14 protein-coding genes are annotated in these 14,133 nt (G+C 73.7%); 11 read left to right on the forward strand and 3 right to left on the reverse strand.

The window, feature by feature from the left end:
- Window positions 1–59 precede the first annotated feature (59 nt).
- Window positions 60–1,307 carry a hypothetical protein gene (locus tag BT341_RS23545; RefSeq protein ID WP_245805080.1) on the forward strand — a complete coding sequence of 416 codons (1,248 nt, stop codon included), beginning with the start codon at window positions 60–62 and terminating at the stop codon, window positions 1,305–1,307.
- A gap of 1 nt (window position 1,308) precedes the next feature.
- Here BT341_RS23545 and BT341_RS23550 read toward each other — a convergent pair whose 3' ends face one another.
- Window positions 1,309–2,289, reverse strand: coding sequence for a DUF5937 family protein (locus tag BT341_RS23550; RefSeq protein ID WP_072478344.1), 981 nt, complete (start codon window positions 2,287–2,289; stop codon window positions 1,309–1,311).
- 68 nt (window positions 2,290–2,357) lie between these two features.
- On the opposite strand from BT341_RS23550, the gene BT341_RS23555 reads away from it, so the two are divergent.
- The gene (locus BT341_RS23555; protein WP_072478345.1) at window positions 2,358–3,545 is read left to right on the forward strand and encodes an MFS transporter; all 1,188 of its coding nucleotides are present in this window, start codon (window positions 2,358–2,360) and stop codon (window positions 3,543–3,545) included.
- On the opposite strand, the gene BT341_RS23560 is transcribed toward BT341_RS23555, so the two are convergent.
- Both BT341_RS23560 and BT341_RS23565 read right to left on the reverse strand, forming a co-directional pair.
- Window positions 3,542–3,742 (reverse strand): hypothetical protein, encoded by a 201-nt coding sequence (locus BT341_RS23560; protein WP_072478346.1) that lies wholly within the window; start codon window positions 3,740–3,742, stop codon window positions 3,542–3,544. The genes BT341_RS23555 and BT341_RS23560 overlap by 4 nt on opposite strands.
- A complete protein-coding gene (locus tag BT341_RS23565; RefSeq protein WP_072478347.1) occupies window positions 3,739–4,152 on the reverse strand; it encodes a DUF6010 family protein in 414 nt (137 codons plus the stop codon). Before BT341_RS23565 ends, BT341_RS23560 begins: the two co-directional genes overlap by 4 nt.
- A gap of 221 nt (window positions 4,153–4,373) precedes the next feature.
- Here BT341_RS23565 and BT341_RS23570 point away from each other — a divergent pair, with 221 nt between their 5' ends.
- The 9 genes from BT341_RS23570 (at window position 4,374) to BT341_RS23610 (ending at window position 14,133) form a co-directional block, all read left to right on the forward strand.
- Window positions 4,374–5,846 carry an amidohydrolase family protein gene (locus BT341_RS23570; protein WP_072478348.1) on the forward strand — a complete coding sequence of 491 codons (1,473 nt, stop codon included), beginning with the start codon at window positions 4,374–4,376 and terminating at the stop codon, window positions 5,844–5,846.
- A complete protein-coding gene (locus tag BT341_RS23575) occupies window positions 5,843–6,964 on the forward strand; it encodes a M20 family metallopeptidase (RefSeq protein WP_072478349.1) in 1,122 nt (373 codons plus the stop codon). The genes BT341_RS23570 and BT341_RS23575 overlap by 4 nt, the downstream gene beginning before the upstream one ends.
- A gap of 32 nt (window positions 6,965–6,996) precedes the next feature.
- Window positions 6,997–7,878 (forward strand): GNAT family N-acetyltransferase, encoded by an 882-nt coding sequence (locus BT341_RS23580; protein ID WP_072482149.1) that lies wholly within the window; start codon window positions 6,997–6,999, stop codon window positions 7,876–7,878.
- Window positions 7,875–8,996, forward strand: coding sequence for an o-succinylbenzoate synthase (gene menC / locus BT341_RS23585; protein ID WP_072478350.1), 1,122 nt, complete (start codon window positions 7,875–7,877; stop codon window positions 8,994–8,996). Before BT341_RS23580 ends, menC begins: the two co-directional genes overlap by 4 nt.
- A gap of 25 nt (window positions 8,997–9,021) precedes the next feature.
- Window positions 9,022–9,204, forward strand: a complete 183-nt coding sequence (locus BT341_RS23590) for a hypothetical protein (RefSeq protein WP_072478351.1) — start codon at window positions 9,022–9,024, stop codon at window positions 9,202–9,204.
- Between the two features lie 102 nt (window positions 9,205–9,306).
- On the forward strand, window positions 9,307–10,683 hold the full coding sequence (locus tag BT341_RS23595) for a serine hydrolase domain-containing protein (protein WP_072478352.1): 1,377 nt from the start codon (window positions 9,307–9,309) through the stop codon (window positions 10,681–10,683).
- Window positions 10,680–11,570: a serine hydrolase gene (locus BT341_RS23600; protein ID WP_072478353.1), complete on the forward strand. Its 891-nt coding sequence runs from the start codon at window positions 10,680–10,682 to the stop codon at window positions 11,568–11,570. Before BT341_RS23595 ends, BT341_RS23600 begins: the two co-directional genes overlap by 4 nt.
- Complete coding sequence (locus BT341_RS23605) at window positions 11,567–13,159, forward strand: ABC transporter substrate-binding protein (RefSeq protein WP_072478354.1); 1,593 nt, start codon at window positions 11,567–11,569, stop codon at window positions 13,157–13,159. The genes BT341_RS23600 and BT341_RS23605 overlap by 4 nt, the downstream gene beginning before the upstream one ends.
- Window positions 13,156–14,133 (forward strand): ABC transporter permease, encoded by a 978-nt coding sequence (locus BT341_RS23610; RefSeq protein ID WP_072478355.1) that lies wholly within the window; start codon window positions 13,156–13,158, stop codon window positions 14,131–14,133. The genes BT341_RS23605 and BT341_RS23610 overlap by 4 nt, the downstream gene beginning before the upstream one ends.

A 14,133-nucleotide genomic window follows, 5' to 3' on the forward strand; every position in this document is an offset into this window, starting at 1 on the left:
TACAAGAGCCGCGCGGGGCGTGTACGGATTTTGGACCCGCGTGTGGCGCACTGGCGTCCATGCGAACTCCGAAGGTGCTCCTCCTCGCGCTGGCCGTGGCGGCCGGCGCACTGGCGCTGCCCGGCACGGCGAGTGCCGCCTACAGCGACCCGCTGACGACGACGGCCAAGCAGAACCTGGTGTGGCACGCGACGCCCGCCGCGGCCCTGACCGCGCTGGACGACGCGCTGCCGAACGTCAGCCTCAACACCGTGGTCAACGACACGAGCTACGCGATGACCGGCTGCACGAGCGCGGAAAAGGCCGCGCTGCCCAAGGCACCGGTGGCGGCGAAGGCGCTGTGCTGGGACGCCGACCGCGCGGGGACGACGACGTGGAGCCCGCAGGGCATCACGACGTCCGGCGACGCGGACGACGACGGCCTGTGGGGCGCGGACAAGATCATCCTGTCCGGCTGGCACGGCACCGACGCGCTCGGCCGCTACAACGACGCCCGCATCCAGGCGATCGACTACGACGATCCGGCGTCACCGGCGTACCGGATGTTCTACCTGGCCGTGCCGAACAGCACCGGCGGCAGCTTCACCGCGGCGCAGGCACATGTGGGCGGGATGGCCTGGTACGGCGACAAGATCTACGTGACGGCCGTGGGCAACACGTCGACCGCGATCCGGGTGTTTTCCACCAAGCACATCCTGCAGATGACCGACACGACGTCGAACGCGATCGGCAGGACTCCGGGTGGCTATGCGGCGTACACGTACAAGTACGCGATGATGCAGATCGGGTACTACACGTACGCGGGCGGCACGTGCAGCATGGCGTCCGACACCGGCGTGCCGTGCTTCTCGTCGATGTCGCTGGACCGCACCACGAGCCCGGCGTCGATCGTGACGACGGAGTACTTCTCGGACCAGAGCCTGCACGGCCGCCTCTACCGCTACCCGACGGGCACGGACTACCTGCTGGCGGCCGCATCGGGCACGGTGGCGGCGACGGAGGCGGTCCGCAGCTCGGTGGGCAACATGCAGGGAGTGCTGTCCCACGACGGCAAGTGGTACGTGGCCCACAGCTCGGCGACGACCAACGGCCAGCTGTGGAAGCAGACGACAACGGCGAGCACGTCGGCGACCTGCGGCACGCCCGCGACGACGGCGTGCTGGGCACTCCACCCGGAGGCGCTGACGTACGACTGGTCGACGGGCCTGGTGTGGTCCCAGTCGGAGTGGTCGACGGCCGACTGCGCCGTCCAGGGCCAGACGTGCGGGCGGGCGGTGTTCGCGGTGCCGCTGTCCGCGCTGGGCTGACTCAGGCGAGCAGGGACGTTCCGAGCGCGGTGATGCCGTGGACCACGTGGCGCCCGGAACGTTCCCGCTCGGCGAGCCCGGCTTCCCGCAGGACACGCAGGTGCTGCGACACGGCGCTGGGCGTGACGCCGAGCGCGCGGGCGAGCTCGGTCGTGGTCGCGGGGGAGCGGAGAGCTTCGAGAAGCCCGGCCCGCGCCCGCCCGAGCAGGCGGACGACGGCGTCCGGCGGCGGCCGCGTGCCCGCCGTCCACAGGGCGCCGCGTCCGCGGGCGGGATACCGGACAGTGGTCTGCGTCGACGTGCTCTTCTTGACCAGCACGTGCGGTGAGCCCAGCACGACGGGCATCAGGACGAGGCCGCCGGGTCCCCGGTTCACGACGCGGTCGGCGCGCCACCGGTCGCCGGTCAGCAGAAGCCTGCCGTCCTGCCAGCGCAGGTCCGGGTGCAGGCCGGTGAACAGCGTGCCGGCGCCGCCCGCGGCGAGTGTCCGGGCGCGGTGGGCGACGTCGGCGTCGAGGACGGCCCGGATCCTCGGCCAGTGCGGCGCGACCAGCCGCTCGTAGGCGGTCCGCAGCTCGTCGGCGATCGCCTTCAGCCCGGCGGCCGGGTGCGCGGCGAGCTCGGCGATCAGGCCGCGCTGCTCCCGGCCGAACACGCGGCCGAGGCTGGCCCGGACCTGGCGCGCGGTCGTGCGGCGCAGGGCGGCGAGATCGTCGTCGATGGACGGGCCGGAGTCCCGCGGAGCCGGGACGAGGAACTCCGGCCAGCCGGGCCGGTCGCCCACGATCAGCGGCCAGGTCCACGGCAGGGAAAGCGGGGAGCGGGCGAGGCGGTCTTCCGCCCAGCGCCGCCACGGCAGCGTGCTCGCCTGCCGGTCGCGGCCGCCCAGCTGCTGCAGGCACGCCACCGTCTCCGACAGCGGCGAGATCGCGAACCGGGTGGCGGCCAGCTCGGCGACGCCGAGTTCGATCGTCCAGGCCATGGCCTCGAGTATGTAGCGCTCGGCTAAATCGTGTCCGGCCCCCGGCGGGCGCCCGAAGGATTCCGGGTATGCCCCGGACCGACGCGAAGCTGCCTCCGGCGTACCGGCGGCTGTGGTGGGCCAGCGGCATCGACAACCTCGGCACCGGCGCGTTCACCGCGGCCGTCCCGCTGCTGACCGTCACGGTCACGCGCGACCCACGGCTCGTGGCGCTCGTGTCGGCGGCGGCGTACCTGCCGTGGCTGCTGGTGGCCCTGCCCGCCGGAGCGCTGGCCGACCGCCACGACCGGGCCGGCCTGATGTGGCGCGCGCAGGCGGTCCAGGCGGCGCTGGCCGGCACCGCCGCGGTGCTGACCGCTTGCGGCGCGGCCGGCGTCCCGCTCCTGGCCGTCACGGCGTTCGGGCTCGGCGCGGCCGACGTCGTGTTCGGCACGGCGGCGCAGGCGATCCTGCCGGACCTCGTCGCGAAGCCGATGTTGCCGCGGGCCAACGGCGGCCAGCAGGCGATCACGACGATCACCGGGCAGTTCGCCGGGCCACCGTTGGGAAGCCTGCTGTTCGGCGTGACGGCGGCGCTGCCGTTCGGGCTCGACGCCGTCTCGTTCGCCGTGTCCGCGGCGGTGGTGGCGACCCTGCCGCGGACCGCCGGGAGCCTCCGGACGCGCCCGGTTGTCCGGGACGGCCTCGCGTGGCTCCTGCGGCACCGGCTGCTGCGCACCCTCGCCCTCTTGCTCGGTGTCAACACCTTCTGCGGGCAGCTCGCCAACGCCACCCTGGTCCTGCTCGTCACCCAGCTCGTCCACCCGGACGCGCGGGGTTACGGCCTGCTGCTGGCCGGCGCGGCCCTCGGCAGCGTGCTCGGCGGCCTGGTGAACGCGCGTGTCGTCGCCGCGGTCGGCTCCCGGCCGGCGCTGGTCACCGCGCTGGCGGTGAACGCCGGCGCGTTCGCCGGCATCGGCTTGAGCCGGGACGCGGTGATGCTCGGCGCTTTCCTCGCCGTGAACGGGTTCGTGACGACGCTCTGGAACGTCGTGACGGTCGGCCTCCGCCAGCAGTTCGTGCCGTCCGCCCTGCTCGGCCGGGTCACGAGCGCGTACCGGCTGCTCGGCTGGGGGCTGATCCCGGCGGGCACGCTGGCCGGCGGCCTGGTGGCCCACGAGCTCGGGCTGCGGGCGCCGTACCTGGTGGCGGCGGCCATCCGCGGGATCGCGCTCGCCGTCGCCCTGCCCGTACTGCTGCGACCCCACCAGAACTAGCCGCCCGGATGGCCGCACGCGTACACCGGCGCCGAAGCCAGCCGCACGCATGCCGGGCACTGGTGCAACGGCCTTTCGCGGCGGCCGAAGTACGGGTGCTTCGCTCCGCAAAGTGCCGTGAGCACCTCGCCCGGCTTCGGGTCCGGGTGGCAGCGGGGGCAGTACGCGTGCGCCGCGCGTTCGACGTCCGTGCTCATGCTTCGCGGGATACCCGCCGTTCGCCGTGGCCAATCCGGGTCCACACCGAACGGCCGCCGGTGAAGCACCAGATCGCGATCACCGGGTCGCAGATCGCGCAGCCGAACGACGAGCCGTGCGCGAACGGCAGGATCGGCTGGCCCTTCAGGTGGTGGACGACGTCCCACGCGGTGTGCAGCAGCCAGCCGATCCCGATGAACGTCCACGAGTCGAGGCCGCGGAACGCCACGTAGGTCGTCACCGCGCAGAACACCAGCTCCCACGGGCCCAGCGCGCCGCCGGACAGGTAGGCCGCGCCGGCGCCGCCCACCATCAGTGCGTTGAACTTCCGGCGGTGCGGCTCGGTGATGAGGGAGTTGAGAGCGACGTAAACGAGGCCGATGACGATCGGCGCCAGCACTGCGATCATGATCGATCACGGTAGGAACGCCCGCCGCGGGCGGCCAGTGGCTGTTCTGCCAGTCTCCGCCGAGTTCTCGCCAGCGACGCCGCTCCGTGAGATGGGGTCCGCGCCGGCGGGTTCGTCGCCGCGGATGAACCGCGCCGCCCCGGTTCGTCGCCGCCGACCAACGGCCCCGCCGGAAATCCGCTTACCGTCACCTCGACCGGCGACGACGAGGAGGCGGGCGGGTGCGGACACTCTTGCGGGGCGGCCGGGTGGTGGACCCGGGCAGCGGGTTCGACGGCGTCGCCGACGTGCTCCTCGACGGCGGCCGCGTCGAAGCGACCGGGCCCGGGCTCGACGCGCCGGACGCCACCGAAGTCGACGTCACCGGGCTCGTCGTCGGGCCCGGGTTCGTCGACCTGCACAGCCACGTGCACTCGATCGCCGGGCAGCGGCTGCAGGCCATGGACGGCGTCACCACCGCCCTCGACCTCGAAGCCGGGCTGATGCCGATCGACCGCGCCTACGCCGAGGCCGCCGCGGCCGGGCGGCCGCTGCACTACGGCTTCTCCGCCTCCTGGGGTGCCGCGCGGGCCAAGGTGCTCGCCGGCATCGAGCCCGACGCGAACATCGACAGCGGGCTGGCGGTGCTCGGAAACCCGCAGTGGCAACGGAGTTCGTCGAAGCAGGAACTGGCGGCCTGGCTGTCCCTTCTGGACGGAGAGCTGGCCGCAGGTGCGCTGGGCATCGGTGTCCTGATGGGCTACGCGCCGGCGACCGACCCCGGCGAGTTCCTGGCCGTCGCGCACCTCGCCGCGATGGCCGGGGTGCCGACCTACACGCACGTGCGGGAGCTGGTCGAGGTCGACCCGGCCACCCCGGTCGACGGCTCGGCCGAGATCGCCGTCGCGGCCGGGGAGACCGGGGCCGCGATGCACCACTGTCACGTCAACAGCACCTCCGGCCACCACATCGACCGGGTCCTCGCCACGCTCGACACCGCCCGCCGCGAAGGCTCGCGCGTCACCGTCGAGGCCTACCCGTACGGCGCGGGCAGCACGGCCGTCGGTGCCGCGTTCATCGATCCGGAACGCCTGCGGCTCAAGGGACTCCGGCCGTCCAGCGTGGTCATCCTGGAGACCGGGGAGCGCGTGCGCGACGAAGCACGCCTTCGCCGGCTACGGCAGGAAGACCCGGGTGCGCCGTGCCTGCTGGAGTTCCTCGACGAGACCGACCCCCGCGACCGCGCGCTGCTGCACCGGGCGCTCGCGTTCCCCGACGCCGTCGTCGCCAGCGACGCGATGCCCGTGTACTGGACGGACGGCCGCACCGAAAGCACCGGATGGCCGCTGCCGCCGGGCGGCTCGACGCACCCGCGGACCGCGGGCACCTTCGCGAAGACGCTGCGCCTGATGGTCCGCGAAACCGGGGTGTGGAGCTGGCTCGAAGCGTTCCGCCGCTGCGCGTACCTGCCGTCGCGGCTGCTCGACGACGTCGCGCCCGGCGCCCGCCGGAAGGGGCATCTCGGCGCCGGAGCCGACGCCGACATCGTGGTCCTCGATCCCGCCCGGATCACCGACACCGCCACCTACGCCGAGCCCACCCGCCCGTCGGCCGGCGTCCGGTACCTCTACGTCGCGGGAGTTCCCGTTGTGAGTGAAGGAAAACTCGACCCCGAAGCCCTGCCCGGGCGTCCCCTGCGGGGTGAGCCGAGGTGATCGACGACATCGAGACGCTCGTCCGGTGCGAGTCCCCGTCGGCCGACCACGCGGCCGTCGCCCGCAGTGCCGAAGCCGTCGCCGGGATCGGGCGCCGTCTCCTCGGAGCCGAGCCGGAACGCATCGTCGTCGACGGCTGCACGCATCTGCGCTGGCGGTTCGGCGACGGCCCGCCGCGTCTGCTGCTGCTCGGCCACCACGACACCGTGTGGCCGCTGGGCTCCCTGCGCACGCATCCCTTCGAGGTCCGCGACGGCGTCCTGCGCGGTCCGGGCTGTTTCGACATGAAGGCCGGTGTGGTGATGGCCCTGCACGCCGCCGCGGCCCTGCCGGACCGGGACGGCTTGGCGATCCTCGTCACCGGCGACGAGGAGATCGGCTCACCGTCGTCGCGGACCCTGATCGAGGAGGAGGCCAAAACCTGCGACGCGGTCTTCGTGCTCGAAGCCGCGGCCGGCGGCGGCGCCCTGAAGACGCGCCGGAAAGGCGTTTCCCTGTACCGGATCCAGATCGAGGGCCGCGCCGCGCACGCCGGGCTCGAGCCGGAAAAGGGCGTCAACGCCGGGATCGAGCTGGCGCACCAGATCCTCGCGGTGGCCGCGCTCGCCGACCCGGCGCGCGGCACCACCGTCGTCCCGGCCGCGGCGAGCGCCGGCACCACGACCAACACCGTGCCCGCCGCGGCGAGCGTCGCGGTCGACGTGCGGGTGTGGGACGCGGCCGAACAACGGCGGGTCGACGAGGCCGTCCGCGGCCTGCGCCCGCACCTGCCCGGTGCGAAGATCCGCGTCGACGGCGGGATCAACCGGCCGCCCTTGGACGCGCAGGCGTCGTCGGAGCTGTTCGCGCTGGCGAACGAACTCGCGGCCGGGACGCTCACCGAGGCGGCCGTCGGCGGCGCCTCCGACGGCAACTTCACCGCGGGACTGGGCATCCCGACCCTCGACGGCCTCGGCGCGGCCGGCGGCGGCGCCCACGCCGACGACGAGCACGTGCTCGTCGCCGAGCTGCCCCGCCGCACCGCGTTGCTGGCCGCGCTCGCCGAAACCGTGCTGGCGCGGGGAAGTTCGTCCGCGCCGACGAACGCGCGGGGCGAAACCGGTACGGCACAACGGTGACCCGCCGCGCGCGTCCGGAGAGGATCGTCGACGTGACAGAAGTCGTGACGAACACAGCCCCGCCGCTGCGGGACGAGGCGGCCGCCGCCGCGGCCGCCGCCGCCACGGCCTCGGGGGTCGAAGTCCGGACCCTGGCCGAGGTCGCCGACCTGACCGCCGTGACGCGGCTCTTCGAGTCGATCTGGCGCCCGGCCCCCGGCAACCCGCCCGTGACGGCCGAGCTGCTGCGGGCCATGGTCTCGGCGGGCAACTACGTGGCGGGCGCGTTCGACGGGCCCGAACTGCTCGGCGCCTGCTTCGGGTTCTTCGGCGGGCCCGGGAAAGGGGGACTGCACAGCCACATCGCGGGCGTCGCGACGGCGGGCCACGGCCGCGGCATCGGCTTCGCGCTCAAGCTGCACCAGCGCGCGTGGGCGCTGCGCCAGGACGTCACGTCGATCTCCTGGACGTTCGACCCGCTGGTGCGGCGCAACGCCCACTTCAACCTGACCAAGCTCGCCGCGCGCCCGCAGCGGTACCTGCCCGACTTCTACGGCCCGATGCACGACGGCATCAACGGCGCGGGCGACAGCGACCGCCTCATGGTCGCCTGGGACCTGGCGAGCCCGCCGGTCCGGGCGGCCGCGGCGGGCGTCCCCGCCCGGCTGGACGCGGTGTCGCTGCGCGACCGGGGTGCCGCGGTCGCGCTGGCCGCGGACGCCGGTGGCGCGCCGGTCACCGGGCCCGCGGACGCACCGCTCGTGCTCGTCGCCGTGCCGCCCGACATCGAGGCGCTCCGGCGTGCCGACCCGGAACGCGGCCGGGCGTGGCGGGTCGCGTTGCGGGACGTGCTCGGCGGGTTGCTGGCCGGGGGCGCCTCGGTCACCGGATTCGATCGTGCCGGCTGGTACGTCGTGGCGAAGGAGCAGGCGTGAAACTCACTGGTGTGGAACTCCTCCGCGTCCGGATGCCGCTCGTGGCGCCGTTCCGGACGTCGTTCGGCACGCAGGCCGAACGCGAGCTGCTGCTCCTGCGCGCGGTGACGTCGGAAGGCGAAGGCTGGGGCGAGTGCGGTGCGATGGTCGATCCGCTGTACTCGTCGGAATACGTCGACGGTGTCGAGCACGTGCTGCGGACCTTCCTCGTGCCCGCGCTGCTGGCCGCCGGCGACCTCACCGCGAACAAGGTCGCGCCGCTGCTGGCGAAGTTCAAGGGCCACCGGATGGCCAAGGGCGCGCTGGAGATGGCGGTGCTGGACGCGCAGCTGCGCGCGCACGGCGTTTCGTTCGCCACGGCGCTCGGGTCCACCAGCGACTCGGTGCCGTGCGGGGTGTCCGTGGGCATCATGGAGACGATCCCGCAGCTGCTGGACGTCGTCGGCGGCTACCTGGACGCCGGGTACCTGCGGATCAAGCTCAAGATCGAGCCGGGCTGGGACGTCGAGCCGGTGCGCGCGGTCCGCGAACGCTTCGGCGGCGACATCCTGCTCCAGGTCGACGCGAACACCGCGTACACGCTCTCCGACGTGCCGCAGCTGCAGCGGCTCGACCCGTTCGAGCTGCTGCTCATCGAGCAGCCACTCGAAGAGGAGGACGTGCTGGGCCACGCCGAGCTGGCCAAGCACATCCGGACGCCGATCTGCCTGGACGAGTCGGTCGTCTCCGCCCGGTCGGCCGCCGACGCGATCCGGCTCGGCGCCTGCCGGATCGTCAACATCAAGCCGAGCCGCGTCGGCGGGTACCTGGAGGCGCGGCGGGTGCACGACGTCTGCGCCGCGCACGGCGTGCCGGTGTGGTGCGGCGGGATGATCGAGACCGGGCTGGGCCGCGCGGCCAACGTGGCGCTGGCGTCCCTGCCCGGGTTCACCCTGCCGGGCGACACGTCGGCGTCCGACCGGTTCTACCGCACGGACATCACCGAGCCGTTCGTGCTCGAAGCCGGGCGGCTGCCCGTGCCGTCCGGCCCGGGACTGGGTGTCACGCCGATCGCCGAGCGGCTGGCCGAGGTGACGACCGCGAAGTCGTGGCTCGGGGCCGCCCGGTCCATCGCCTGAACGGTCCACAACGGACGGAGTCGCCATGGAGACAGCACGGGAAGTGATCAGCCGCCGGGTGGCGGCGGCGGCCGGGCGCGCCCGCGCGCTCGCGGCCGGGACGGCGGTCCTCACCTCGCGCATCTTCGTCATGGGCGCCGTCGGGCGCGCGGCCGTCCGGGCCGTCCTGCCCCGCTGGCGGCGCCCGGGCCTTCGTCCGCCGCGATGAAAGTTTCCCCGGGTCTCGTCGGATTCGACGAACCGGCGGCCCCGGCCGCCGCCCTAGCATCCCCGCATCGCCGGTTCCCCCATCGTCGGACGAGAGGCAACCATGTCGAAACTCCCCGAACTCGCCGCCTGGCTCGAACGCCGGCTTCCCGCCCTGCTCGCCGAGCACCAGGTGCCCGGCGCGTCCGTGGCCGTGTACGCCGGTGGCGAGATCGCCGACCACGCGGCCGGCGTGCTCAACAAGGCCACCGGCGTCGAAGCCGACGTCGACTCGCTGTTCCAGATCGGGTCCATCACCAAGATCTGGACCACGACGCTCGCGATGCAGCTGGTCGACGAGGGCGTGCTCGACCTCGACCGGCCGGTGCGCGAGTACCTGCCGGAGTTCGCGCTGGCCGACGCGGACGCCGCCGCGCGGATCACCGTGCGGCAGCTGACGTGCCACACCTCCGGCTTCGAAGGCGACATCTTCACCGACACCGGCCGCGGCGACGACTGCGTCGAGAAGCTGGTCGCCACCCTCGCCGACGTGCCGCAGCTGTTCGCTCCCGGCGAGATGTTCTCCTACAACAACGCCGCCTTCTGCGTCCTGGGCCGGGTCGTGGAGGTGCTGCGCGGCAAGCCGTTCAACACCTGCCTGGCCGAGCACCTGTTCGTCCCCTTGGGACTGACGCACGCCGCGCCGAGCCCGTACGAGGCCATCCGGTTCCGGGCCGCGCTGGGCCACCTGACGCCCGGGCCGGGCGCCGACCCGGAGCCCGCGGGCAGCTGGGCGCTGACGCCGTCGAACGCCCCGGCCGGGGCGATGCTCGCGATGCGGCCGCGTGACCTCGTGACCTTCGCCGGCATGCACCTGCGCGACGGCGAAGGTCCGGACGGCACCCGCGTGCTGAGTGCCGGCAGCGCCCGCGCGATGCGGGAACGCCAGGTCGAGCTGCCCGACCTCGGCCTGATGGGCCGGGCGTGGGGGCTGGGCTGGTCGCTCTACGACGAGACGGTCATCGGCCACGACGGCGGCACCATCGGCCAGTCGGCGTTCCTGCGGCTCGCGCCCGGGCACGACGTCGCGGTGGCGCTGCTGACCAACGGCGGCAACCCGATGCCCGTCTACGCCGAGGTCGTCGGGCACGTCCTGAAGGAGCTGACCGGCATCGAGCTGCCCCCGCTGCCGGTGCCGGACCCGGGCGCGCCGCGCGTCGACGCCACGCGGTACGTGGGCGAGTACTCCTCCTCCGTCGCGGACATCGTGGTCAGCCAGGACGACGACGGCCGCGTCTGGGTCGAGCGGGTCCCGAAGGGCATCTTCGCCGAGCTGGCCAAGCCGGAGAAGACCGAGCTGCTCCCGCTCAACGGCGACACGCTGATCCTGGCCGAGCCGACGCAGGGGATGTACCTGCCGCACGCGTTCGTCGGCGACGACGGCACCGGGCGCGCGCTCTACCTGCACACCGGCCGCGCCGACCGGCGGGTGAGCGCGTGAACAGCGCCGAAGCGGCGATCGATGCCGTCTTCACCGGCGCGGGCGCGCGGGGTTTCGTGCACGCGCGGGAAATCGGCGGCACGGCCGAAGTCGGCGTCGGCGCGGACGACCCCGTGGTGCTCGCGTCGGTGTTCAAGATCCCGGTCGCCGTCGCCTACGCCAGGGAGGTCGTCGCGGGACGGCTCGACGAGACCGCCCGGACCCGCGTCGGGAAGCGCTACCGCACCGGCGGGATCGGCACGGCGGGCTGCGCGGACGACGTCGAGATGTCCTGGCGCGACCTCGCGCTGTTCATGCTGACCATGAGCGACAACGCCGCCACCGACGTCGTCTACCACCGCGTCGGCCAGGCGGCCGTCGACCGCGTCCTCACCGGCCTCGGCTTGCGTCGCACCCGGCTGATCGGGTGCTGCGAAGACCTTTTCGCGTCCGTGCTCGCCGACCTCGGCGCCGCCGAAGACGCCGACCTCGACGCCGTGTTCGCCGCGGCCACCCCGGACCAGACGGCGAAGCTCGCGGTGCTCGACCCGGCGCGGACGACGGCGTCCACGCCCCGGGAGATCACCACGCTCCTCGAGGCCATCTGGACCGACCGGGCCGGCGACCCGGCGGCGTGCGAACGCGTGCGGTCGATGATGGCGCGCCAGATCTGGCCGCACCGGATGTCGTCCGGCTTCGCCTCGGACGTCGCCGTCGCCGCCAAGACCGGCACCCTGCCGTCGGTGCGCAACGAGGCCGGCGTCGTGACCTTCCCGGACGGCCGCCGGTTCGCCGTCGCGGTCTTCACCCGCGCCCACTCCTTCGCCGAGCGGCAGCCCGCCGTCGACGCCGCGATCGGCGAGGCCGCCCGCCTCGCCGTCGATCACCTGCGAAAGGCAACCCCATGACCAAGACACGGACCGCCGCGGTCCTGCTCGGGGTCCTCGCGCTGGCCGCGACCGGCTGCGGGGGACCGGGCGGCGGCACGAGCGCCGGGGACGGCACCCCGGTGGACGGCAAGACGTTCAGCCTCGCCATCGGCTCGGACCCCGGCACCATCGACCCGCACATGACGGTGTTCTCGGTGGCCATCCAGCTCGACCTGTTCCTCTACGACTCGCTGCTCGGGCAGTCCGCCGACGGCAAGCCGGTCGCCGGGCTGGCAAGCAAGTGGGACGCCACCACGACCAGCGCGACGTTCACCCTCCGCCAGGGCGTCACCTGCTCGGACGGCGGCCCGCTGACCGCCGCCGACGTCGCCGCCAACGTGAACTTCGTCGGCGACCCGGCCAACAAGTCGCCGATCGCCGGGCTGACCATCGCCCCCGGCACCAAGGCGACCGCGGACGAGGCCACCCGCACGGTCACCGTCACCAGCGGGAAGCCGGACGCGTTCCTGCTCCGCAACGTCGGTTCGCTGCCGATCGCCTGCGCCAAGGGGCTGAGCGACCGCAAGCTGCTGGCCAAGGGGGAGAGCGGCACCGGCATGTTCGCGATCACCGAAGCCGTCCCCAACGACCACTACACGCTCACCCGCCGCAAGGACTACACGTGGGGTCCCGGCGACTGGAAGGCGGAACCGGGCCTGCCGGACAAGGTCGTCGTCCGGGTCGTCCCGAACACGACGACCGCGGCGAACCTGCTGCTGTCCGGGGAACTGAACGCGGCCGCGATCAACGGGCCCGACCGCCAGCGCCTGGAGGCGCGCAAGCTGTTCCACGCCGACTACCTCGCGCCGCTGGGCGAGCTCTTCTACAACCAGGCCGCGGGCCGGCCCGGCCAGGACGAAGCCGTGCGCCGCGCGCTCACCCAGGCCCTCGACCTGGGGCAGCTGGGGAAGGTGCTGACCAACGGTGCCGGCAAGCCGTCGCAGGGCATGATCACCGCCGAGCCGAAGGTCTGCTCCGGCGACACCGTCACCGGCAACCTGCCCGCCCACGACCCGGCCGCCGCGGCGGCCGCGCTGGACGCGGCGGGCTGGGTGAAGGGCGCCGACGGCGTCCGCGCCAAGAACGGCAAGCGGCTCACGCTCACCGTCCTCTACGGCACCCAGCTCGGCCCGACGATGGCGCCCACCGCCGAGCTGGCGCAGCAGACGTGGAAGAGCCTCGGCGCCGAGGTCACGCTCAAGGGCGTCGACAGCCCGGGGCTGAACCAGGCGCTGTTCGGCACCGGTGAGTGGGAGGTGTCGATGGGACCGGTCGGGTTCGCGCTGCCGAGCCAGCTGGTGCCGTTCGTCTCCGGCCCGGCCGCGCCGGACGGGACGAACTTCGCCCACATCGCCAACCCCGCCTACGAGCAGGCGGCCCAGCGCGCGGCGGCCAAGGCGGGCGAGGCGAGCTGCCCGGACTGGAACGAGGCGGAGACGGCGCTGGTCAAGCGGGTCGACGCGGTGCCGTACGTCGACTCCGTCGTCCCGACCTACGCCAGCGGCGCGAAGTTCACCTTCAGCCAGGGCAGCATGATGCCGTCGTCGATCCGGATGTACGCGAAGTGACCACCGCGGTGGCACCCCGCGCCCGCGGCGGCCCGTGGCCGGCGTTCGCCGCGCGGCGGCTGGCCCGGTTCGCCGTCTCGCTGTGGGCGCTGCTCACCGCCGCGTTCCTGATGATCCACCTGGTCCCCGGCGACCCGGTGCGGGCGGCGCTCGGCATGACCGCGCCCGCCGACCTGGTGGCGGCGAAGCGGGCCGCGCTCGGCCTGGACGACCCGCTGTGGGTGCAGTACGGGCACTACCTGCGCGGCCTGGTGACCGGCGACCTCGGGACGTCGATGGTGGGCGGGCAGCCGGTGGCGCAGGTGATCGGCGACCGGCTGCCGGCGACCCTGCAGCTGGCGGTCCTGGCCTTCGCCGTGGTGGTCGTCGTCGCGGTCCCGGCCGGTGTCGGCTTCGCGGTGCTCACCCGCGGCGGCCGCCGCCGGGGCGCGGAGCTGGGGTTCACGTCGGTGAGCGTGTTCCTCGCCGCGATCCCCGAGTTCCTGATCGCGGTCGGCCTGGTCGCGCTGCTCGCCGTCGGGCTCGGCTGGTTCCCGGTGGCGGGCGGCGACGACGCGAGCGCGTACGTCCTGCCGGTCGCGGCGCTGGCGGTCGGGCCGTCGGCGGTGCTCGCCCGGATGATCCGGGTGGAGCTGCTCGCGGTGCTGGGCGCCGACTTCGTCCGCACCGCGCGGGCGAAGCGGCTGCCGGCGCGGCTGGTCTACGTCCGGCACGCGCTGCCGAACGCGCTGACCGCGACGCTCACCCTGGGCGGGCTGATGCTGACCGGGCTGGTGGCGGGCACGGTGCTGGTGGAGAACGTGTTCGCCTGGCCGGGCCTCGGCTCGACGATCGTCCAGTCGATCCTGACCAAGGACTACCCGCTGGTGCAGGGAATCGTGCTGGTCTACGGCGTCGGCGTGCTGCTGGTGAACCTGCTGGTCGACGTCGTCCTCGGGCTGCTCGACCCCCGCTCGACGATCCGGGAGAGCTGA

The organism is Amycolatopsis australiensis (assembly GCF_900119165.1).
Classification (GTDB): Bacteria; Actinomycetota; Actinomycetes; order Mycobacteriales; family Pseudonocardiaceae; genus Amycolatopsis; species Amycolatopsis australiensis.

Coding starts and splice junctions, on each gene's coding strand:
- BT341_RS23545 (WP_245805080.1), top strand. CDS start 60: ATGCGAACTCCGAAGGTGCTCCTCCTCGCGCTGGCCGTGGCGGCCGGC.
- BT341_RS23550 (WP_072478344.1), bottom strand. CDS start 2,289: ATGGCCTGGACGATCGAACTCGGCGTCGCCGAGCTGGCCGCCACCCGG.
- BT341_RS23555 (WP_072478345.1), top strand. CDS start 2,358: ATGCCCCGGACCGACGCGAAGCTGCCTCCGGCGTACCGGCGGCTGTGG.
- BT341_RS23560 (WP_072478346.1), bottom strand. CDS start 3,742: ATGAGCACGGACGTCGAACGCGCGGCGCACGCGTACTGCCCCCGCTGC.
- BT341_RS23565 (WP_072478347.1), bottom strand. CDS start 4,152: ATGATCGCAGTGCTGGCGCCGATCGTCATCGGCCTCGTTTACGTCGCT.
- BT341_RS23590 (WP_072478351.1), top strand. CDS start 9,022: ATGGAGACAGCACGGGAAGTGATCAGCCGCCGGGTGGCGGCGGCGGCC.
- BT341_RS23595 (WP_072478352.1), top strand. CDS start 9,307: ATGTCGAAACTCCCCGAACTCGCCGCCTGGCTCGAACGCCGGCTTCCC.
- BT341_RS23605 (WP_072478354.1), top strand. CDS start 11,567: ATGACCAAGACACGGACCGCCGCGGTCCTGCTCGGGGTCCTCGCGCTG.